Source organism: Streptomyces sp. NPDC001604 (genome assembly GCF_042893475.1).
Lineage (GTDB): Bacteria > Actinomycetota > Actinomycetes > Streptomycetales > Streptomycetaceae > Streptomyces.
In genome coordinates, this window is record NZ_JBIAUY010000015.1 from 21,155 (window position 1) to 41,890 (window position 20,736).

A 20,736-nucleotide genomic window follows, 5' to 3' on the forward strand; every position below is an offset into this window, starting at 1 on the left:
CCCGAATATGGCTGTCCGTACGACCTGGAAAATTGTCCACAGCTGTGGACACGAAGTGGCACACAACCTGTCCGACCGACCTGCCGACCGGCGCGCCGGATTCGCTCGCTGGCTCGAAGGCCGCGACTGCACCGACTGCTGGAAGGCCGCCCGCGACGCCGACACGGAATCCAAGGAAGCCTGGATCGCCGCCCAACGCGCCAAGGAGCAGCAGGCCGCCCGCGAGTGGGCCGAGCAGTTCGACATGCCGCCGCTCGAAGGGCCCGAGAAGGCCCTCGACTGGGGCGAGCGCTCCCGCCACCAGCTCGTCACCGCCGCGTACCGCGCGCTCGTGAGTGAAGGCACCTGGGGCGAGGTCGACTGGGCCGTCCTGGAAGACAAGATCCGCACCGTCGCCCGCGCCGGATGGTGGATCGACCAGAGGGACGCTGAGGGCTCTGACCTGCCCGAACTCCTGGACGCCGCCGCCTCGGACGACATCGGGACGGAGAACCCGTTCCGGTAGGACGCGGGGCCTTATACCCGACGATCCCCGGTTACCGAAACCGGGGATCGTCCGGATCCTTGTTCCTCCCACCGCCTCCCCGTGCACTTCGTGGAAGGAACCCTGCTGTGCCCGCATCCCGCCCTCCGTATGCCCCCGGTGACATCGTCACCCCCGACCGGGACATCACCCACGCCCACTTCCGGCCCGGTGACCAGGTCGTCATCCTCAAGGGCACCTCCGGCCGGCAACTGTGGGGCGACGCCTACAAGGTCGTCACCCCTTCGTGGCACACCCCGACCGACGAGGACGGCTGGCGCCTGTACGACCCGGCCGGCGGCGCGCGCACGTTCATCACCGCGCACCCGCGCTACCTGGTCCACCGCTCCACCCGCTGCCCGGACTGCCTCATCTACCAGCAGGCACTGCGCACGTACCTGGTCCCGCGCCTGGCCGGCACCGACGAGGACGTCGACTGCGGCTGGTACTCGGTCACCCACCTCAACCAGGTGGTGCACGTCGCCGACGCCCGGGCCGGCCAGTGACCCATGCACTCGCATCGGAGCGCGCCGCAGCCCTGGCCCGAACGGCTTCCGCTGCCGTCGAGGAGATCGCCGGCAGCCAGTGGCCGGTGGTGCTGGCCGAGAGCCTGCGCGAGGTGGAGGCGACGTGGCAGGAGTCGGCCGAGGTGTGCGCGGACATCGCCTGGCGCGCCCGCGCCGCCGGGAACAGCGCGCTGGTGCTGCTCTCCCCCGAGCACGTCACCGACTCCACCCCCGACCCCGTGATCTGGCGGACGTACCGGCACCTCTACCTCAGCACGCTGCGCTACGACGTGCGCTGCCGCGTCATCGAATCGCTCATGAACAAGGTGCCGGTGAGCGTGCTGAACGAGGACCCGTACAGCGAAGCCCTGTACGCCTTCTCGCGGTTGGGACAGTCACGCTCGGACGGCCTCGCCGTCATGCACCGCGTCCTCGTCGCCGCACCCGGCCACACCAAGACGCTGCACGTCCTGCTGCACGGGGTGTGGCTGGGCACCTTCCTTCCCGGCCGAGCGCCCATGCTGCTGGCCCTGGTGGGACTGCTCCCCGAGGGCGGGCTGGACGATCCGATCGCGCTGTTCCGCATGGCCTCGGCGCGGCGGAGTCTGGGCCAGTATCCCGAGGCCCTCACCGCCATCGACCACGCCCTGGAGCTGCTGCCGCCCAGCGAACTCGCTGTCCACGCCGACCTGGTACGCGAACGCCTCCTGATCACCGCGGCACACGACCTGGCCCTCCTCATCCCCCACCGCCCGGAACCCACCCCATGATCATCCGTATTGCACCGCGCGAAGACAGCGCCGGCGAGCCGCTCGCCGAAGCCCTCGGTCGCCCGGTCAGCGACCACGAGGGCCTGACCGACGACACGGTCGTCGCCCACTGGGAACACCTGGACCGGTACACGCCCCTCGACGAAGGGCAGACCTGGACGTCCGCCGCGTTCGCCGAGCACTTGGACGCCCCCCACTGGCACCATCCTGTCCCGGTCAGTCCGCACGGCGACCGCCGCGCCATCTGGCACGCGGCCGTGCGGCTGCACCCGGAGGACCGTGACCTCACCGGCGCCGAGTGGTCCGAGATCGCCCACCGCCTCGCCCGCGCCACCGGCATCCAACGCCCCGGCGACGACCACGGCTGCCGCTGGATCGCCGTGCAGGCGCAGCCCGGCCGCCTCGATCTGCTCGCCAACCTCATCCGCCCCGACGGCACATGGACCGCACAGCCGCACCGGCTGCCCTCGCTCCTGGCCACCGAGGGCCGGCGCATCGAGGCAGAGCTGGGCCTCATCTCCCCCCGAACCGGCCCCGATCCGCAGCAAGCCGTCCAGCAAGCCCGGTATGCAGGCCGCACCCGACAGACCGGCACCGCGGATGCCACGTCTCAACTCGCCGCTCTGCTGCGGCAGCTTGCCGACGAGCGCGCCGGGCCGCTGTCCACCGTGCGCGGCCTCATCGAGCACGCTGCCCACCGGCTTGAGGGCCTGCCGGATGCCTACGGCCCCGGCAGCGCACACCAGCTGGAGCTGATCGCACGCCGCCTGTACGGCATCCAGCAGAGTCTCGACTCCATGGCCGACGCCCTGCCGGCCGCCGCGCGGCCGAGCGCTGCATGGCCATCTCTCCCTGCGCCCACGCCGGGCATCACACCCAGCCCGGCCGGCGCCCGGCTTGCCCGCTGACCCGTCTGAAAGAACAGCTTCTTGGCCTTTGCGTCATCGTTTCCTGACCCTGGGACGCGATGTGCACTCCGGGGAAGTCCTCGCCCGCGGCGGGGATCCCGAAGCCCACAGCATCCTGCAGCGCACCAGCTTCGTCCCAGTCGTCCGCCTCCACCAGACCTATCACCGGCTGCCCGTCGGCCTCGACGAAGCCGAGGAGGAACGTCTCGCCACACGCGCCGTCGCCCGGCTGCGCGCCGTCAAGTACGACGTCGAAGCCGACGACGCCTTCGAGACCGAGAGGCGTGAGCCGCACTACCTGCCGCTTGGCTCCCAGGTCGCGCACCTCGCCGAGCGGATCCGCGAGGCCACCACCAGCGACGAGGTCGCCGACGCCCTGACCGAACTGACGGCCTCCCACGACGGCGTGCTCATCGCCCTCGGCGAGGTCTTCGCGGCCACCGCCGCCTTCTATCAGGACCTCGGCCAGCCGCCTGATCCGTACACCGCGAAGCGGTTGCAGTACCTGGCCGAGCACCGGCTCGCCGTCCTGTGGTCCGACCTCGCGCACATGCGCAACGACCTCGCCGACCGGCACCAGGACCATCCCCGGCGCCGCGCGTGCACGGCCGACGTCGGACCGGACGCACGCGAAGCCTCCGCAGGCTGCGCCTGCCCACCGCCTCCACCACGCCTGGCCACCACCCCCGTCGCCGTGCCCGCCGCCCCCGCACCGGCCCGCCCGCGGCGCTGACCCGCACCCTTCCCTTTCCGAGGAGCCCATGCACGACCCCACCCCCGACACCAGCCTCGGCTCGTTCGCCGCCGTCCTCGCCGGCGAACTGCCCGGTGCCTGGACCAGCACGTACCACCCCGACCGCGGTGCCAACAACGACCACAGCGCCCTCACCGATGCCGTATGGGACATGAACGAAGTCGCCGACGCCCTGGCCAAGCACACCGTGGACCACTGCGCCGTGCTGCAGCGGCACGACGGAACCCGTCTGTTCGTCGCCGACCGCCCGGGCCACGGCGAGGGATACCTGATCGCCCCGATGGCCCCGTCCGATGCCCCAGCTGAGGCGTTCCGTGGCGTGCGCGAGCCCGACGGAATCGCAGTCGACGCCGACCCGTTCAGCGCGGCCGAGGACATCACGTTCGGCCTCTTGCCCCGCTACGACGTCGCCGTCCATCAGGTCCGCAGCAACGCCGCCCGGCTCGCGGCACCGCAGCCTGCCGAGCCGGAACACGTCGTGATGACCTGGGCCGGCGAAGCCATCGTCGTCGACAAGCCGGTCCGTGCGGATGTCACCAAGGCCCTGACCGAGAACGGCTTCGTCTTCGCGCCCGACCGCAACGTCTTCGTGCTGTCCGGCGACGACACCGCGCACCAGGCCGCCTCCGTACGAGCCGCCGGAGAGCGTCTGTCCGAGCTGGGCATCGACACCGTACTGCGTCATCCGCCGACACGGCCCGCCCTGGACACCACCTCCGTCGCGCCGCCGAGCCCGTCCGTCGTCTCCACGCACCGGGGCCGATGACGCCCCGCGACGAAGACGAGCCGGTCTTCTTCGATCTCAACTACGTCACCATCACCCGTGACCCGCGCAGCCAGCTGGTCCTCGCCATCGGCGGAGACGGACGCGCGGCGGGCATCCTCCAGACCGCCGGCGGCTTCCACTCCGCCCCCGGTGCCTCTCGCGACTACCACCGTCTGCCGCACCACCTGCCCGTCGAGGAGCAACGGCACGGCGCTACCGCCGCCGCCCACGCCCTGCTCCTCGCCGGGTACAGCGTCCACCTCGACCCCGCTCTGAACACCCTGGCCACCCCCAACGGCGACCGGCAGGCGGCTTGCCGCTACCTCGCCGGGCTCGAATCGCGCGCCCGCGCCACCGAGACCGACCGCGACGTTGCCGTCCTCCTGGCGGAGATCGCCGCACCCGAGGAAGGGATGCTCCCGCAGCTGGTGCGGGCCCTGATCGCCACATGGGCGACGTGGGGTGAGCGGCTCCGCGACGCCGGGCTCGACGACGAACCGGCAGAACAGCTGATGGAGGCCACCAGCAGCCTGTCCAACCAGGCGCACCGCATCACGGTGATCCGCGAACAGGCCGCCCGGCGCACCCCGCCGACCGCCGCCGCCCCAGGCCCGGCCAGCGCACCGCGCGCCACCTCGTCCGCGCCGTCCGTACGACGGCGATAACCCGGCCCTCACAGGAGTAACCGCACGTGGGAAACCGTGCCGACGACGAAGGCACCGACGTCACGATCTACCTCAAGCCCCTCACCGACACCGTTCACGCCGACACTGCGACCGGGGCACCCGAGCAACTGCTCGCCCTCCTCGACAGCCTCGGCTTCGAGCGCCAGACAATGACCACCCCCGGGCCCGTCTACGTCTGGCACGAGGCACCCGCCCACCTCGACGCGGACGCGAAGAAGCAGCTCGCCACGCATGCGGTGCCCTGGCTGCACAAGGCCGGATACGTGGTCCACATCTCCGATGACGTCTGGGACACGGCCGCCTACACCGACGCCGCAGCAGCCCTGCGCAACCAGGGCGCCCCGGCCCCGCCGCTCGCCGCAGCCGCAGCCGCACCCCCAGCACCCTCCACGGACCCTCCGGCAAGGGCCCGCCGCCGGTGAGCCTCGCCGACGAATACGACGTCGACGTCGCCTTCTACCATCGCGACGCGACGATCTACGTCGACACCCGCTCCGGCGCCTCCGAGCACCTCTTGGGCCTGCTCGACGACCTCGGTCTCAACCGGCACAGGGCCCTGGCCGACGTCTGGCATCAAGTCCCCGACGAGATGGACGAGATCGCCATGAAGTCCATGGCCGACCGGGCCGCACCGCTGCTTGCCCGTGCCGGATACCAGGTCGACATCGACGCGGGCCTCTTCGGCGGCACCGCCTACCGCACCGCACTCGCCGAACAGGCAGCACACCGGCAGCCATCGCCACCCGCACCGCGCGCTGCACCGCCACGCCGCACCCGCTGACCGCCCGACCGTCGCCGACCCGCCGAGGCCGGCCCTCACCCGCCCCAGGAGCCCGCCGTCACCAACCAACCCGACCGCACGCCCCCGCCGATCACCGCCAGCCGCAAACCCCGCCTGGTCACCGCCCTGTTCCGCCGCTACCTGCGCGCCGTCACCGTCGGCAGCCGGGAGCGCGCCATCCCGCTGGCGGGCGGACGCCCCGAGGCAGCCCTCGACGAAGCCCGCCGCCGCGACGCGTTCCTCCTCGTCGACAGCTACCGCATCCGCCACCACAACTAGCAACCAACCCGGCCCGTTCAGGAGGCCCATGACCAACCCGACCCCCACCTCGGTGCAACTGGCCAACCACATCGCCCACCAGCTCGGCCAGCTCCGCCGCCTCCTCGCCCTGGCGCCACCGCACGAGGCAGCCCAGATCCTCGGCAACGTGCTGGACTACGACACCGGCATCCTCGGCGAGGTCACCGGGCTCGTCGAAACGGGCTCGCGTTTCGCGAAGACCCACTCCGAGCACGGCATCCTGCCGCCCGAGGTGTGGCTGGCCCTCGGCCGCGCCGCCAACGAACTGGGCAGCGTGGGCGTCGACCTCCACGAGCACACCGGAGCGATCAAGCAGATCGCCATGCCCACCGCGCCGTCCACCGGTCCGGCCGGGCGGCCCTCGACCTCGGCGATGGTCGTCAGGCGGCACCGGTGAAACAGAACAAGCGGTGGTCCGGCTGGGGCGCCGCCGGCGGTCAGCAGGCCCAGCAGCACTACCTCGTCGAGCCCCGCCATCTCGCCGGCGCCGGCGACCTGCGTCACGTCACCGAGTACCTGCGTGCCTCGGGCTGGAAGGACAAGTCCAAGACCGGCGGTCCCGTCGTGTTCGACAGCCCCGACAAGTCCGTACGCATCGGCTACGACCCGTACACCCAGCCCGGCGGCTGGACCATCAGCGGGAAGCAGACCAAGTCACAGGAGGCGTGGCACGCCACGCTCGGCCGCCAGGTCCCCGTCGAGATCGTGGCCGGAGTCACCGACGCGCTGACCCGGCCACGCTCCGCGCACGCTCCCAACGTGTGGGCGCCGCTTGAGGCACAGGGCTGGGAGACCGAACACGGACAGCACTTCACCGCCCGCAGCCCGGACGGCGACGCCGTCGTCCGCTTCCACCAGTCCGCACCCGGACAGGCCCACTGGTGGGCTGGCGCCCGCAATGAACACGGCCAGGTATGGGAGGCGATGTTCACGCCGACCACGCCGATGCACCTGGTGCAGGCGTTCAGCACCGCGCTCGCCGACCCGCAGCCAGTGATGCGGCCGCTCGGCCACGTCCCGCCCTCCCAGAGAATCCGCACCACCTCGGTGTCAATACTGCCCTCGCAGCTCAGCGCGTGGCAGCAGGCCCGCATCACCGCGGCCCGCGCCGCCACCTGGGCCAGCAACACCTTCGCCACCAACAAGGCACGCCCTCAAGGTCCCCGGGCTCGGCCGTACGCCGGGGCGGGACGGACGCGGTGAACCCGGCGCCTGGCCGGCAGCGGAGATTCACCGCACGTGACCGAGTACCTGCTCGCCTCCGGCTGGACCAACCACTCGGTGCCCGGCTACCCCCACGTCCTGCTGGAGAGCCCAGACCGGTAACTCCAGCTCACCCAGGAGCCCACCGCGCCCGAGCCACGCGAGTCTTGGTGGCATATCCACCCCGCCGACCGGCGGGAGTGGTCCGCCCAGTTCGGCGGCCACACCCCAGTCGAGATCATCGCGGGCTTCACGGACGCCCTCGCCAGCCTCGCGCACCTGCCACTCGGGGACCTTTGGCATCTGGCGAGCAACCAAGGCTGGAACCCCTACCGCCAGGGCCCGGAGACGGCGGCGCTAGCGCCCGACGAGACCGCCGTTCTCGCACGGGTGCCCGTGGTCCCCGGCACCCCCGGCTGGCGCTGGAAAGCAGAGGTCTCCGTTCCGATCACCACGCAACGACGCCGGTGGCTGTGGGGCGCGTCGATCGACGAGAGGGCACCGTCCGCGGCCATCGCGGGATTCGTCGCCGCGTTGACGGACCCCGCACCGCTGCTGCGCGACGAGGGGCAAGAACCCAACACCCTGTTCCACACCTCCACCAGGAGCACCGTCTCGCTGGAGCAGCTCCAGCAGATGCACCGGCAGCGGCTCCAAGACCCCGGTGCCACAGCCCCCTCGATCAGACCCCGGCGACACCCCCCTGCCCAGGGCCCGCCACACCGCCGCAAGCGCCGATGAACAGCCGCCCGCTCAAGGCGCCCTTCCCCTCATTCCCGCTTCACGCAAGGACGTTGATGCCTCACCCCTCTGCTCCCAGCGACGACCAGGTCGCGCGGGCCACCGCCACCCTGGCCCAGGTCAAGGACTACCTGCGCACCGGCCCTCCCGTATCCGACGTGTTGCCGCTGCTCGCCGGCCTCCTCGATGAGGACACCGGCGTGCCCATCCTGCTCGGCGACGTCCTGCGCAGCGCCGCCCGCCTCGTCGCCCAGCAGGCCGCCTACCCCCAGACCGACGAGATCCGCCTGATCATCGCCGGGCTCCGCGACGCCGCCCAGGAGGCCACCGACTGGCACGTTCTGCACTGGGACGTACAGCGCCTGCGCGAACAGTTCGGCACCACCACCGCGCCGCCCCGACACTGACCACCCCTCCCGAGGCCCCTATGCCATCCCCACCCATCCCCTGGCGCTGCCCCAGCCCCGACGAAGTCACCGAAGCCCTCGACGTTCTGGACGAGGTCTACCTACATCTGCGGGACGCACCGTCCGTTCCCCACGCCCTGCCCATGCTGGCCAAGGTCCTGGACGACGAGTACGGCGCCCTCATGATCCTCGGCAACATCCTGCGCGCCACCGCCACCCTCATCGAGGGGCACGCCCTCCTACCATGGCCCGTCGAGATCCGCCACATCATCGCCCGGCTAAGAGCCGCAGCCCCCGAGGTCACCGACTGCCACGACCTCCATCGCGATGTACAGCGTCTGAGCGTCCACGCATTTCAGTCAGCCGATCCCCCGGACCCCTCATGACTGCCCCGGGCATGCCCTACATCACCAGCAGGGCCGACGCCCCCTCCCGCCGCATCTGGTTCGACACCAGTCCACGCCACCTCGCCGGACCCGGCGATCCCCGCCATGTCACCCAGGCGCTGCGGGCCGCCGGCTGGACGAACCACTCCGACCCCCACTTCCCCCACGTCGTCCTGGCCAGCCCCGATTTCCGGCACACACTCGTGCTCGAACCCGCACCCGACACGTACACCGCCTGGTGGCGGATCTCCTCGCACACGGACAAGGAACGCTGGCACGCCTCGTTCGGCGGCAACACGCCCGCCGAGGTCATCGCCGGATTCACCGACGCCCTCGTGCACCCCGCGCCGGCCACAGAACCGGACGTGTGGCCCGCGCTGCAAGCGGCCGAGTGGACCTACGCACGCGACGAGCGGGGCAACGAGAGCGCACACCATCCGGACGGCATCACCACCATGGAGCGGCGGGCGACGCTGACCAGCGACTACTTCAGCTGGATCGCCGAAGTCGCGCTCCCCACCGGCCTCGGCGGCCAACGCCGGCTGTGGAACGCGTACTTCGACGACCACACGCCCCGTCACCTGCTCGCCGGCTTCGCCGCTGCCCTCACGAATCCGGCGCCCGTGCCGCGCGGCCACTACGACGTCCCGGAGTCCCACCTGGTCACGCAGGTGGAACGTCGCCGGCAGGGCGAGCATCTGGCCGCCGCCCACGACGCGCGTCTCAAGGCCGTCCGGGCCGCCGCCCGCAAGGCCCGCCGCGGTGCCGCGCCGACCACGCGCACCGTGCCGGCACCTTCCACCGACGTGGCCGCGGCTGCGGCACGGGGCCGGTGAACCACGCGGCGCGGCCACTGGCCGCGCCGCACCCCGCACCCCTCCGAACTGCCCGCCCAAAGGCCCCTCTTGCCCCTTTCCCTTGAAACCGCGAGCCCGGCGCACCGGCTCTACCTGAGCCAACTCGCCCTCTACCTGCGCCACAGCAGGCAGATCCTCGCCGCCTGGGACGCCTACTCCGATAAGCACTCCGACCCCGAAACGTTCCAGCCCCACGACGAGGACACGTACGGGCTGCGCCAGCAGCAGCGCGACTGCGACACCCTGTCCGCCTTCGGCCGGGTGTATTACCACGCCGACGAGCTGGTGCACGTCGCCGAGCAGCAGCTCGCCCAGCTGCCGGTCACCGCCCTGACCCGGCGATACGCCTGGCAGGTGCGCGAACTGCACGAGGCCACGCAGCGGCTGTACGCCGTCCACGCCGAATGGCGCGCGGTGCGCGCTGCACTGCCCGAGAGCGCCAAGCCCGGCACGACGGCGTACGAGGAGCCGCTCGCCGAGAGCTACGCGGAAGCCTGGTCCTACCTCGACCAGTGGGCGATCCATGGCCAGGCGCTCTTCGCGGTCAACGCACTGGCACAGAGGCAGTCGACGGCATCCGCGTCGGCCTTGTCGGCGACGGCGCCCGTGCCCAACGCCGCCGCATCGTCTACGGTCCAGCGGTGACGGGCGTGAGCGACACCGTCGAGCTGAGGCTTGTCACCCCGGTCTATCTGGCCGGCCGCGGCGATCCGGGCTGGGTCACCGTCCCCCTGCACCGGGCCAGCGGCTGGAGCTACGGCCACGATCCACTGCTGCCCCGTGTCCTGCTCACCAGCCCCAACCGGCAGGCGACGCTACGCATCGACCCGGACCCGGACGAGCCATGGTGGACCATCCACCACGCCCCCAGCCACGGCCAGCCGGCGTGGAAGGCCACCTTCGACGCCCACACACCGGCCGAAATCATCGCCGCCGCCACCACCGCCCTCACCCACCCCCGCGCCCCGCAGGCCGCCGCACCACCCACCGCCCTCCTGCGGCAGGCAGGTTGGCGCGGCAGCCCCCACGAGAGCGGCCTCGTGTCGCCCGACGGCGTGGTCCGCGTCGAGTACGTCACCGCACACGGCCTCGACCACTGGAGCATCACGGTCACCGACGGCCACACCCCGGACGACGCGCTGTGGGGTGCGTGCCTGGACGGCACCACCCCGCCCCATCTGGTCGCCGCCCTGACCCGTGCACTCACCGACGCCACCCCCGTCATCCGTGATCCGAACCGCCTGCCCGGACTCGGTGTGCGCCACCGGCACGACGTCAGGCAGCACGTGCCCGTGGAGACCGTCGCCTTCGCGCTGGAGAACCGCGTCAAGCACCTGACCGGCCGCCATCCGCGGCCCACGACGCCACCCACGCAGCTTCCGTCCGGTCCACCGCCCGGCCGCATGCCCTGACCCCCGTACGACCGCCCCCTGCCCCTGCTGCGCAGCGCGCGCACCGACATCACCCGCCCCAGGAACCGCCCTCTTGCCGAACTCCTCCTCCCAGTCCACCGACGGCTACGACATAGCCTTCAAGATCCTTCTCGGCGCCATCGCCGTCGCCGTGCCACTGTCCAACCTCGCCTGGCTCGGCGGCAATCTCACCGCCTGGGCCACCGCTTCCCACGCCGCCCCCTACCAGCCGGTTCAGGCCCTCCTGCACCCCGACCAGCTGTGGCCGGACCTGAGCGAAACGTCCCTCCTGGTCGGCGCACGTGTCCTGCCCGGCGCCGTGCTCGTCGCGCTCGGCATCACCGCCGCGGTGCTCTACAAGCGGCACCGAGGCGGCGGCAGCGGACGCAAGAAGCGCGTCGCTGGCATGGCCAAGCAGCGGGACATCGAACCGCTTCTGGCCAAGGCCATCACCGACAAAGCTCGGGCGCTGCGCCCGAGCCTGAAAGACGCCAAGCACATCGCCGCAGCCGACACCGGCATCCTCCTCGGCAATCTCCAGGGCACGAAGCACGAAGTGCGCATGGGGTACGAGGACGTCGCCGTCGCGATCATGGCACCCCGATCCGGTAAGACGACCAGCTTGGCGATCCCCTCGATCCTCAACGCGCCCGGCCCGGTCCTGCTCACCTCCAACAAGGCCGCCGGCGACGCCTACACCACGACCCTCGACGCGCGGGCGGCCGTCGGCCGGACCTGGTCGATGGACCCGCAGCAGATCGCCCACGCCGAACGGGCCATGTGGTGGAACCCCCTGGCCGACGCCAAGACCCTCGACGGCGCAGGGCGGTTGGCCGGCCACTTCCTCGCCGCAAGCGTGGACGCTTCCCAGCAGGGCGACTTCTGGTCCAAGGCCGGGTCCAACATCCTGTCCCAGTTGTTCTTGGCCGCCGCGCTCGACGAGCGGCCGATCACCGACGTGATGGCCTGGCTCGCCTTTCCCGCCGACCGCACCCCGCTCGACATCCTGCGCGACCACAAGTTCGCCGCGGTCGCCGCCCAGCTCAAGGGCACCGTGGAGGGCCCGCCCGAAACCCGGGACGGCATCTACGAGACGGCCCGCCAGTACGCCGCCGCCCTGCTCAACAACGAGATCGCCGCCTGGGTGACCCCGCAGAAGGACGTGCCCGAGTTCACGCCGTCCACGTTCGTCACCTCGACGGACACGCTCTACCTGCTGTCGAAGGACGGCGGAGGAGGAGCCTCGGCCCTCATCGCCGCGTGCGCAGACAGCGTGATGCGTGCCGCGACCGCGCAGGCCGAACGTGCCGGAGGACGCCTCGACCCGCCGATGCTCGCGATCCTCGACGAGGCCGCCAACGTCTGCAAGATCTCCGATCTGCCCGACCTGTACTCGCACTTGGGCTCGCGCGGGATCATCCCGATCACGATCCTGCAGTCCTACCGGCAAGGCCAGAAGGTCTGGGGCGACGCGGGCATGGACGCCATGTGGTCCGCGAGCACCGTCAAGGTCATCGGCTCCGGCATCGACGACCCGGACTTCGCCGACAAGCTCTCCCGCCTCATCGGCGACCACGACGTGGAGACCACCTCCACCTCGGTCTCCGAGTCCGGCAAGTCGACGTCGGTGTCGATGCGTCAGGAACGGATCCTGCCCGCGGACGCGATCCGCGCCCTGCCCAAGGGCACCGCCCTGTGCTTCGCCACCGGCATGCGCGCCGCCATGCTCGAACTGCGCCCCTGGTACCTCGAACCCGGCGCCGACACCCTCGCCTCTTTCTCCGCACGCGCCTCAAAGGCCATCACAGCGCGCGCCGTTGCCAAAGCCGCTCCCTCACGCGACGACTTCGGCCAGGCCGCATGAGACCCGCCATGACATCGCAAGAGCTCGCGGCCCTCGATCTCGACCCCGACACGCAGAGGCAGATCACGCTGCTCGCCCGTGCCTGGAGCACCACGCCGAAAGGCGTCTTCCAACGTCTCCTCGCCCACTTCGAGCAATCGACAGCCGAGCACGGCGATGCCCAGCGTGCCCACGCAGCGCTCGCCGCACCACCGCCGCCGATCCCGGTGTACGCCCGGTACGCCAACACCCGCGTCGACGCCCTCTTCGACCCGGCCACCTCGTGCGTCGCGGTTCCCCACGGCCCGGGCGAAGGGACCTACAAGAGTCCCAGCGGCGCGTCGGCTGCCGTCATCCGCGCCCTGCGGCCGGACATCGCGTCGCCGAACCGGACCGGCTGGTCGTTCTGGCGTATCGCCGCCTCCGGTCAGCCCCTGTCCGTCCTGCGCACTCCGGCCCTCCTCAACCTCCGCCCACCCGCGGTACCCGTCCCCGCACCACCCGGCCGGCCGCCAACCGCGCGCCGCTGATCTTGCATCACACCCTCGTAGCTCTCACCAACCGTGTCGAGCCCGCCGGGGTCGGCGACGAAGCCTCCCGCTGCTACCAGGCGCTGACGGCCCGTTCGCCGCGATGCCCGCCGATGCACCAAGCCCCCCCTTGCAGCATGCTGTCCCGAGCGTTTGGAGAATCCCGTGTCCTTCGTGGACGTGCCTGACGTGTTCATTGGGTCCACCGATGACGCGCACACGTTCGTCGTCCTCAACCGCCGTATCCGCAGCGCCGACCGTCTGCTGACCGACGCCGGTTTCACCGCCCGCAAAGTGAACGGTCGGACCGTCTACCTGCTCCCGCCCACCGCTTCCGAGGAGGCCAACGAGCGGGCCGGCATAGCGATGTACGGACTCCTGTCCCATACCCACGACCTCGTCGACCTGTCCTGGACCACCTGCCGGAGCCGACAGAGCCCCTGCCCCGAGCCCGACCTCCGCTTCACGCTCACCGACACCACCCTCACCGCGACCGCCACCACGGACGAGGCCCGTTCCCTCCTGGAACAGCACGGCTTCACGCCCTCGCCCGACGGCTCCTCGTACGAGCCGTCGCTGCCGCTGAGCGAGCATGACCTGCTGGGCGCGGTCGTCCGCGCCGAATCCCACGCCTACGCCCATGGACTCAATGTCCACGTCGAGCTGGGCATCCCCACCCCCGACGCGATCCCCGCCGCGCCCCAGCGCACTTCGGCCGCCGTCCCCGGCGGCCCGGCCACCGGGCCGGTGCGGCGCCGCACCCACTGACCTCCCGGACCACCGACATTCTTAAGGACCCACCATCGCCATCCGCCAGATCGACCTGCCCGTGCAGGTCGACCACCTCCGTCAGCTCGGCGCCGACTTCGGCGCCCTGAAGACCAGCGTCAGCACACTGAAGGCGCGGCCGGGCAGCGAGATGCTGAAGCAGCTCGCCCCGAAGATCGCCCAGGTGCACGAGCTGATCGGCCGCACCCTGATGCGGCTGGTCGCCCTCGACGGCAGCCAGTACACCCTCGTACCGGGCAGCCGTCCCGCCTTGGAGGCGCTCAGCTCCGTCGTGGAAGCGGCTTCCGTGGCCGCTCTCGACCTCGCGAGCGCGGTGGCCGACAACCCGCTGGAGGGAACCGTCTTCGCCGGCAGCCCGCCCTTGGACGACGACACCGTGCGCAAGGCCCGGCACGCCGAGGCCGCCCCTCGTCTGGCCGAGGCCCTGGGCGACGCCGCCCACCAACTGGCCTTGTGTGCAACCGGCTGCCTCTACACCGCATCGGGCATCATCCGCGACCTCAAGGAACACCCGGAGCACCTGCCGCCGCTTCCGCAGCTGACCTCAGCCCAGTACACGGCCCTGGAGAAGGTCGCCCAGGGCGGCACCAGCGTCTCCCGGTCTCTGCGGGGCAGCCGGGAGACCGTCCTGGCCGGCGACGGCAGCACCATCCACAGCAAGCCCTTCACCGCTCTCGCGGACAACAAGCTGATCCGCGTCCAGCAGGGGACGTCGCTCTTCGTGAGCCGGAAGGTCACGGTCACCGCCGCCGGACGGCTGGCCCTGGACACCCAGAAACCCGCCCGTACGCCGACAACCGCAAACGCCAACGTGCCCGCTGCCGCCGCGGCCGGGAGGCGGCGGTGAACGGCTTCGTCCCCGTCGACCTCGCGCTCATCTTTCCAGGCCAGCTGGCCGGGGTGGGGGCCAACAAGCACCCCGACGTGCTCGGCCCGCTTGACCACCTTCACCTCGACCTCCGAGTCCGGCAGTCCACGTCCGTCAGCCTGCGGTAGGAACGCACCCTGGCCGCCGACGCCATCCGTGCCCTGCCCAAGGGCACCCCGCCAACGTTCGCCACCGGTATGCGCGCGGCCATGCTCGGCTTGCGACCCCTGGTATCTCGTGCCCAGCGTCGACGCCCTGTCCGCCGCCCCCTTCCGCACGTCCTCGGGCATCACCGAACGCGCCGTCACCGAGGCCGCCCCCGAAGCAGACCGGCTTCGGCACCGCCGCCTGGCCCTCGCCCTCTCTTCCCGCTCAACTCGCCCACGGAGGCGCCCATTCACACCTACGAGCCCATCGACTTGGACGATATGGAGCCGCACGAAGCCGTGGATGCCGTTATCGCCGACTTGCGCGAGCACCGCATCACCGGTGACGGAATCGGCCTGTTCACCGCCACCCGGCACATCGGCCTGCTCTGCCATCTGACCGCCCGCATGGCCGCCGACGTCGAGTACCAGCTCGCGCCGAACATCGCCGGCCTCCCTCCGGCCGAGGCCCTGGGACAGACGACCGGGCACCTGGGACGGACCATCGCCCACTACACCCAGGCCCTCGCCCCGCTCGTCGCCCTCGCCCGGACCGGCGCCCAGGCCACACCTCCGAAGCAGCTAGATGCGATCGACCAACACACCCGCCTGCGCGTCCATCTCGACGACGCCGGCCAGTCCCTGGCCGCGGCCCGCGCCTGTCTCGGTACGCCCCGCCGTCCCGTGACACAGCGCACCACCGCCGCCATATCCGTGCCGGCCCCGACCGTACGGCGCCGCTCATGAGCACGCCGCCTGCCGAGTCCCTGTTGTTCGACGTACCGCCACCGCTGACGCCCGTCGAGCGGCTGCTCCACCTCGCCGATCAGTACACCCGGCACAACGACGCGCTCGACGTCCTCCTTCACCCTGCGACGGAACCCGAGCCGCAGGCCCACGCCGACTCCGCACAGCGCCTGGCGTCCGACACCCGCATCGCGGTCAAGGCCATCCAAGATGAACGGCTCTACGAGAGCACGGAGTTGACAGAGACGCTGGTGCGGCTGAAACAGCTCGCCTTTCTCAGCACCGCGTCAGCCGCCTTGGGCGTCCAGTCGGCTCGTGAGCTGACCGCCCTGGCTCCCGAAGCCGCGGTCGGCTGCGCCGCGAGTCTCGCCGCGGAGACAAGGCGACGTCACTGGTCGACCGCCATCGCACCAGATGAACGGCTCACTGCCACCCAGCGCACCGCCCTGGCGCAGATCGCCTGCGGTCATGTCGTGGCCAGCAGTTCCCTGGGGCGGGAGTTCACGCGTTCTAGGGAGCCCAAGGTCCTGATGAGCACGCTGCGGGCCCTGGAGACGAAGGGCCTTGCCGAACGGATCCCGAACTCCGCACCCTGCGCCTACATCGGCGGCCCGGCCCAAGACCGCGTGCACCTCACACCAGCAGGCATCACCGCTCTCGCCTCCGTCATCGGACTACCCCCGACAGGACCGGCCACCGCCCCCGGCACGACGTCCCGCCCGATCCCCACCGCCACGCAGGCAGCCGCCCGAAGCCGTTGAACCGCCGCACCGCAGGAGACACCCCATCTCCACGCCCCGGACGCTGCCCTCGCTCAACAGCCGGAGACCAGCGACGCGTTAGCCGCCCCACTCCCAGGCTTCTCGTCCCACGGCCGTCCGCGCCCCACCCCGACAACTCAGCTCGCCACACAAGACCCCGCAGACATGTCCGGAGCCGCTCATCGTCCCGTCCGACCTCCCTACTCCGCCACAGCAACCTCGCGACTGGCGCGCCCCGACGCCGGACTTCCAAAACAGTCCGAACATTTCAGCTACTGAGCTGTCGGCCATCGCGCGTGGCCTGACGTGGCAGCAGCGCGCCGCTCTGCGCGTCCTCACCCGCACGCCCAGCCGGATCAGGCAGCGCACTACCGGCTCGCTCTACGTGGACACCCAGACCTCGGCGCACATCGCGATCGCCACCTGGCACGCTCTGGAACGCAAGGGCCTCGCCCACCGTGACCGCGCCGCGCACCCCGCCTCGGCCATCGGCCAACGCCTTGCGCCAACCCCGCTCGGGCTGACCGTCCTCGCCCACTTTTCCGGCGTCACCTTCCCGCCCTCTGCGGTCCAGCTCTGGCCGCCGGATCCTCCGAAGCACTTCACAACGGCCCCCGCCGCCCACCAACGCTGACCCCTTCTGCCTCCAGCGTCTCCCGCAAGGAGCCCCTATTTCCACAAACCCTGTCTTCCGGTCCATCTCGCTCGGCGCGGGCGTGCAGTCCAGCGCCATGCTGGCACTGTCCGCTGAGGGAATCCTCCCGAAGGTCGACTACGCAATTTTCGCCGATACCGGCTGGGAACCCCGCGCGGTCTATGACCATCTCGACCGTCTCGAACGGGAAATCGCAGCACCCGCAGGAATACCCGTCCTGCGCGTCTCCTCTGGACACATAAGAAAAGACGCCCTAGACCCCGATCACCGGTTTGCCTCGATGCCTCTATACATCCTCAATCAGGACGGCAAGCAGGGCATGACCAGGCGCCAGTGCACCGGTGAATATAAAATCAAGCCTATCAAGAAGAAGGTCCGGGAACTTCTCGGATACCCATACCCGCTGCGCATTCCGAAGGGTGTGTTCGTCGAGCAGTGGGTAGGCATCTCCACCGACGAGTTCCACCGGGCTAAGGACGCAGACGTCAAGTACATGCGCAATCGGCACCCGCTCATTGACCTCAATTGGTCGCGCTCGGATTGCGTCCGCTACCTCACCTCCATCGGCCTGGCGGATACGCCAAAATCGAGTTGTCTGGGCTGCCCATTCCACGGCAACGCTCAGTGGAGGAGTATCCGGGACACCAGCCCTGAGGAATGGGCGGACGTGGTTGCGTTCGATGCGGCCATCCGCCAGGGCAATGCCCGCGCCAACGCCTCCGGGAACCGTCTGCTCGGTCAGGCGTTCCTGCACCGCTCCCGCGTACCGCTCGATCAGTCCCCCATCGATCACGTCACCGCCGCCGAGTGGGCCGCACGTCAGCAGGCGCTCGGCGACCGCTCCGCCGCGGTCGAGGAGCTGGAGAACGGCGTGCTCGACGGCTGTTCCCCCTGGGCCTGCCGGGGTGAAGTCGAGCCGATGCAGGACGACTTCGGGCTGGCTTCTTGAGACGGATCATCCTCGACCTGTTCGCCGGTCCCGGCGGCTGGAGCCACGCACTCAATGTTCTCGGCGCGCGGGACATCGGCCTGGAATGGGACGAGTGGGCCTGCAAGACCCGCGCCATGGCCGGGCAGTTGACGATCCGTACCGACGTCGCCCGCTATCCGGTGTGGATCTTCTCCGGCCGGGTCCTCGGGCTGATCGCCTCCCCTCCTTGCCAGGCATGGAGCATGGCAGGCAAACGTCTCGGTCTGGTCGACCAGCCGCTCGTCCACCAGGCCGTCGCCGACCTCGCCGCCGGACGCGACTCCCGTGAGCAGCTGCTCGACGCGTGCGCGGACGAACGATCTCTCCTCGCCGCCGAACCGATGCGCTACCTCCACGCCCTCAACACCGTGGGCGAGCCCGAGTGGGTGGTCATGGAGGAAGTCCCCGACGTCCTACCGCTGTGGCGGCAGTACGCGGCCATACTGCGCACCTGGGGCTTCTCCGTCTGGACCGGCATCCTCAACGCCGCCGACTACGGTGTCCCACAGACCAGGAAGCGAGCGATCCTGCTCGCCTCCCGCGTACGCACCGCCGAGCCTTCGCCGCCCACCCACGCACAGTTGGCCGAGCCGGAGTCGCTGTTCGGCTCCGGCCGCGCCCGCTGGGTATCCATGGCCGAAGCCCTCGGCTGGGGCGCCACCGACCGGCCCGTGCCCACCGTGTGCGCCGGCGGCGGACCAGGGGGCGGCCCCGAACCCTTCCCGTCCGGCTCGCGTAAGACCCTGGCCGATGCCCGCGACCGGGGCGCCTGGACACCTCACCCCGACTCCGAGGTCGCCCTGACCTCCCGCATTCAGGGCCCGGGCTGGGCGGGCCGGCCCGATGCGAACCACCCCTCGGATGCTCCGGTCCCCATCTGTGCCACCGAGGCGCACCGCTGGTCATGGTCACTGCGCAGCAACAACCAGACCAACGCCACCGTGCGCCGTGCTGACGAGCCCGCCGGCACCTTGTTCTTCGGCCACCGAGCCAACGAGTGCACTTGGGTCGCCGCCCCTGCCTCCGGTCTTACCGACGGTGAGCAGCGATCGGCGCCGGCCCCGATCAAGATCACCGCCCGGGAAGCGGGTGTGCTGCAGAGCTTCCCCGCCGCCTATCCGTGGCAGGGCAACAAGGGCCAGCAGTTCTCCCAGATCGGCAACGCCGTCCCTCCACGCCTGGCCGCCCACCTACTCGCCCCGCACCTCAACAAGACCTTCAACCCCGACGACTTCACCCTCGCCGCCTGATGCCTCACACCCCCGAACCCCACGAGGACGACGACCTCGACCGCACGCCGGCACCGAAGCCGGTCCACTACGCCGAGCAGGCCCTGCTCGGCGCCCTCCTCCTTGAACCCGCACGGCTTGCCGACACCGAGCCACTGATCGCCCACCACTTCGACAGCCACACCCACGCCGCGCTGTTCGCCGCGATCTACACGCTCTCACCGCCCGACCCCGCCGACCACGCCAAGGACACGGCCTGGCTCAACACGGTGCTGGAACAGGCGCGTCCGCACGCTCCCGGCCTCAATGCCTCCTACATCCATGCCCTCATCCAGTTCTGCCCGCAGCCGAAGCACGCTGCGGCGTACGCCAGGATGATCCGCGCCGACAACGCCCGCCGAGTCCTGCGCGGGCACGCTGAGCGCCTCGCGTCCACCGCAACCGACCCGGGCCTGCCCAACCCGGCAGCCTCGACGCTTGGCATGGCCGACGACATCGGCCGCGTCCTGGACTCCCTCGCCGAACAGTTCGCGCCACACCCCGGCCCCTTGCCCCGTACGGCACTCCCTGCGGAGGTCCCGCATGAGGCCAGCGAGGAGGATCTCGCCGAAGAACGCCTCCTCCTGGCGACCGCCACCGCCTATCCGGCGGAGGTCCAGCAGATGCGGTGGCTGGCCGAGACGGACTTCCTACTGCCGCTGCACGCCGCACTCTGGCAGTCCATTGCGGCACTGGTGCATCGCGGGGACATGGTCGACCCGGTCACCGTCCTGGGCGAGGCCCAGCACCGCGGCCTGCTTACCGACGCCCTCACCCCCAAAGACGTGATGGCTCTGGTCTCCACACCCGCCGGATCCCCCGAGCACTGGGGCGAAAAGATCCTTCAGCGTGCTCTCCTAGCCCGCGCCCGGACCGTCGCTGCACGGATCGCCGCCTTTGCCGACGACCCCGCCAACACCCCCCACCAGCTCATCACCGGCAGCCGCCGCGCCCTCGCCGACCTCAACTCCGTGCGCACCCGCTGGCACCGCGCCACCGCTCCCACTCTCGCTCCCGCCAGCCGGGCCCAAGCCCGTCCCGCGCCGGTGCCCCGGGCGGCCAGCCCACCACACCGACCCGCACCCCCCGTCGCCCGAGCCCCTCGCTGACCCGACCTTCGAGTCAGGCTGTCCGCACAGCCGGACCCCAGACCGAAGCG

The 20,736-nt window shown here is 70.9% G+C and carries 27 protein-coding genes and 2 pseudogenes; all 29 read left to right on the forward strand.

Features of this window, described 5'->3' with window-relative positions:
• The first annotated feature begins 55 nt into the window (after nt 1-55).
• The 29 genes and pseudogenes from ACFY1E_RS32750 (at nt 56) to ACFY1E_RS32890 (ending at nt 20,686) form a co-directional block, all read left to right on the forward strand.
• Nucleotides 56-505, forward strand: coding sequence for a hypothetical protein (locus tag ACFY1E_RS32750; protein WP_389082323.1), 450 nt, complete (start codon nt 56-58; stop codon nt 503-505).
• A 107-nt stretch (nt 506-612) separates the two neighbouring features.
• Nucleotides 613-1,029: a hypothetical protein gene (locus ACFY1E_RS32755; protein WP_389082325.1), complete on the forward strand. Its 417-nt coding sequence runs from the start codon at nt 613-615 to the stop codon at nt 1,027-1,029.
• Nucleotides 1,026-1,799 carry a hypothetical protein gene (locus ACFY1E_RS32760; protein WP_389082327.1) on the forward strand — a complete coding sequence of 258 codons (774 nt, stop codon included), beginning with the start codon at nt 1,026-1,028 and terminating at the stop codon, nt 1,797-1,799. The genes ACFY1E_RS32755 and ACFY1E_RS32760 overlap by 4 nt, the downstream gene beginning before the upstream one ends.
• Nucleotides 1,796-2,707, forward strand: a complete 912-nt coding sequence (locus ACFY1E_RS32765) for a hypothetical protein (protein WP_389082330.1) — start codon at nt 1,796-1,798, stop codon at nt 2,705-2,707. Before ACFY1E_RS32760 ends, ACFY1E_RS32765 begins: the two co-directional genes overlap by 4 nt.
• A 61-nt stretch (nt 2,708-2,768) precedes the next feature.
• The gene (locus tag ACFY1E_RS32770) at nt 2,769-3,440 is read left to right on the forward strand and encodes a hypothetical protein (protein ID WP_389082332.1); all 672 of its coding nucleotides are present in this window, start codon (nt 2,769-2,771) and stop codon (nt 3,438-3,440) included.
• A 28-nt stretch (nt 3,441-3,468) separates the two neighbouring features.
• Nucleotides 3,469-4,227 (forward strand): hypothetical protein, encoded by a 759-nt coding sequence (locus tag ACFY1E_RS32775; protein ID WP_389082334.1) that lies wholly within the window; start codon nt 3,469-3,471, stop codon nt 4,225-4,227.
• The gene (locus ACFY1E_RS32780) at nt 4,224-4,892 is read left to right on the forward strand and encodes a hypothetical protein (protein ID WP_389082336.1); all 669 of its coding nucleotides are present in this window, start codon (nt 4,224-4,226) and stop codon (nt 4,890-4,892) included. Before ACFY1E_RS32775 ends, ACFY1E_RS32780 begins: the two co-directional genes overlap by 4 nt.
• A gap of 26 nt (nt 4,893-4,918) precedes the next feature.
• Nucleotides 4,919-5,335: a hypothetical protein gene (locus ACFY1E_RS32785; protein WP_389082339.1), complete on the forward strand. Its 417-nt coding sequence runs from the start codon at nt 4,919-4,921 to the stop codon at nt 5,333-5,335.
• Nucleotides 5,332-5,694, forward strand: coding sequence for a hypothetical protein (locus tag ACFY1E_RS32790; RefSeq protein WP_389082341.1), 363 nt, complete (start codon nt 5,332-5,334; stop codon nt 5,692-5,694). Before ACFY1E_RS32785 ends, ACFY1E_RS32790 begins: the two co-directional genes overlap by 4 nt.
• Nucleotides 5,695-6,001: 307 nt before the next feature.
• Nucleotides 6,002-6,391, forward strand: a complete 390-nt coding sequence (locus ACFY1E_RS32795) for a hypothetical protein (RefSeq protein WP_389082344.1) — start codon at nt 6,002-6,004, stop codon at nt 6,389-6,391.
• Entirely contained in the window at nt 6,388-7,197 is an 810-nt protein-coding gene (locus ACFY1E_RS32800; RefSeq protein WP_389082347.1) for a DUF317 domain-containing protein, read from the forward strand. Before ACFY1E_RS32795 ends, ACFY1E_RS32800 begins: the two co-directional genes overlap by 4 nt.
• Nucleotides 7,198-7,341: 144 nt before the next feature.
• Nucleotides 7,342-7,458: pseudogene (locus tag ACFY1E_RS32805) on the forward strand (DUF317 domain-containing protein); the annotation flags it as partial.
• Nucleotides 7,438-7,938 carry a DUF317 domain-containing protein gene (locus ACFY1E_RS32810; protein ID WP_389082819.1) on the forward strand — a complete coding sequence of 167 codons (501 nt, stop codon included), beginning with the start codon at nt 7,438-7,440 and terminating at the stop codon, nt 7,936-7,938. The pseudogene ACFY1E_RS32805 and the gene ACFY1E_RS32810, both read left to right, overlap by 21 nt.
• Nucleotides 7,939-7,994: 56 nt before the next feature.
• Nucleotides 7,995-8,345 (forward strand): hypothetical protein, encoded by a 351-nt coding sequence (locus ACFY1E_RS32815; protein ID WP_389082349.1) that lies wholly within the window; start codon nt 7,995-7,997, stop codon nt 8,343-8,345.
• 20 nt (nt 8,346-8,365) lie between these two features.
• Nucleotides 8,366-8,731 carry a hypothetical protein gene (locus ACFY1E_RS32820; RefSeq protein ID WP_389082352.1) on the forward strand — a complete coding sequence of 122 codons (366 nt, stop codon included), beginning with the start codon at nt 8,366-8,368 and terminating at the stop codon, nt 8,729-8,731.
• Nucleotides 8,728-9,567 carry a DUF317 domain-containing protein gene (locus tag ACFY1E_RS32825; protein WP_389082355.1) on the forward strand — a complete coding sequence of 280 codons (840 nt, stop codon included), beginning with the start codon at nt 8,728-8,730 and terminating at the stop codon, nt 9,565-9,567. Before ACFY1E_RS32820 ends, ACFY1E_RS32825 begins: the two co-directional genes overlap by 4 nt.
• 69 nt (nt 9,568-9,636) lie before the next feature.
• Complete coding sequence (locus ACFY1E_RS32830) at nt 9,637-10,233, forward strand: hypothetical protein (RefSeq protein WP_389082358.1); 597 nt, start codon at nt 9,637-9,639, stop codon at nt 10,231-10,233.
• Nucleotides 10,230-11,000, forward strand: coding sequence for a DUF317 domain-containing protein (locus ACFY1E_RS32835; protein WP_389082360.1), 771 nt, complete (start codon nt 10,230-10,232; stop codon nt 10,998-11,000). The genes ACFY1E_RS32830 and ACFY1E_RS32835 overlap by 4 nt, the downstream gene beginning before the upstream one ends.
• Nucleotides 11,001-11,073: 73 nt before the next feature.
• Nucleotides 11,074-12,864 carry a type IV secretory system conjugative DNA transfer family protein gene (locus ACFY1E_RS32840; protein WP_389082363.1) on the forward strand — a complete coding sequence of 597 codons (1,791 nt, stop codon included), beginning with the start codon at nt 11,074-11,076 and terminating at the stop codon, nt 12,862-12,864.
• Nucleotides 12,865-12,872: 8 nt separating this feature from the next.
• A complete protein-coding gene (locus ACFY1E_RS32845) occupies nt 12,873-13,373 on the forward strand; it encodes a hypothetical protein (RefSeq protein ID WP_389082365.1) in 501 nt (166 codons plus the stop codon).
• A 165-nt stretch (nt 13,374-13,538) separates the two neighbouring features.
• The gene (locus tag ACFY1E_RS32850) at nt 13,539-14,141 is read left to right on the forward strand and encodes a hypothetical protein (protein WP_389082367.1); all 603 of its coding nucleotides are present in this window, start codon (nt 13,539-13,541) and stop codon (nt 14,139-14,141) included.
• Between the two features lie 61 nt (nt 14,142-14,202).
• On the forward strand, nt 14,203-15,009 hold the full coding sequence (locus ACFY1E_RS32855) for a hypothetical protein (RefSeq protein WP_389082370.1): 807 nt from the start codon (nt 14,203-14,205) through the stop codon (nt 15,007-15,009).
• A gap of 93 nt (nt 15,010-15,102) precedes the next feature.
• Nucleotides 15,103-15,379, forward strand: a pseudogene (locus ACFY1E_RS32860) (hypothetical protein); the annotation flags it as partial.
• A gap of 97 nt (nt 15,380-15,476) precedes the next feature.
• On the forward strand, nt 15,477-15,923 hold the full coding sequence (locus ACFY1E_RS32865) for a hypothetical protein (RefSeq protein WP_389082372.1): 447 nt from the start codon (nt 15,477-15,479) through the stop codon (nt 15,921-15,923).
• Nucleotides 15,920-16,684 (forward strand): hypothetical protein, encoded by a 765-nt coding sequence (locus tag ACFY1E_RS32870; protein ID WP_389082375.1) that lies wholly within the window; start codon nt 15,920-15,922, stop codon nt 16,682-16,684. Before ACFY1E_RS32865 ends, ACFY1E_RS32870 begins: the two co-directional genes overlap by 4 nt.
• 385 nt (nt 16,685-17,069) lie before the next feature.
• Nucleotides 17,070-17,318 (forward strand): hypothetical protein, encoded by a 249-nt coding sequence (locus ACFY1E_RS32875; protein ID WP_389082377.1) that lies wholly within the window; start codon nt 17,070-17,072, stop codon nt 17,316-17,318.
• Between the two features lie 97 nt (nt 17,319-17,415).
• Nucleotides 17,416-18,288: a hypothetical protein gene (locus tag ACFY1E_RS32880; protein ID WP_389082380.1), complete on the forward strand. Its 873-nt coding sequence runs from the start codon at nt 17,416-17,418 to the stop codon at nt 18,286-18,288.
• A gap of 5 nt (nt 18,289-18,293) precedes the next feature.
• Nucleotides 18,294-19,559: a DNA cytosine methyltransferase gene (locus ACFY1E_RS32885; protein ID WP_389082822.1), complete on the forward strand. Its 1,266-nt coding sequence runs from the start codon at nt 18,294-18,296 to the stop codon at nt 19,557-19,559.
• The gene (locus ACFY1E_RS32890) at nt 19,559-20,686 is read left to right on the forward strand and encodes a DnaB-like helicase N-terminal domain-containing protein (protein WP_389082382.1); all 1,128 of its coding nucleotides are present in this window, start codon (nt 19,559-19,561) and stop codon (nt 20,684-20,686) included. Before ACFY1E_RS32885 ends, ACFY1E_RS32890 begins: the two co-directional genes overlap by 1 nt.
• Nucleotides 20,687-20,736: the final 50 nt, after the last annotated feature.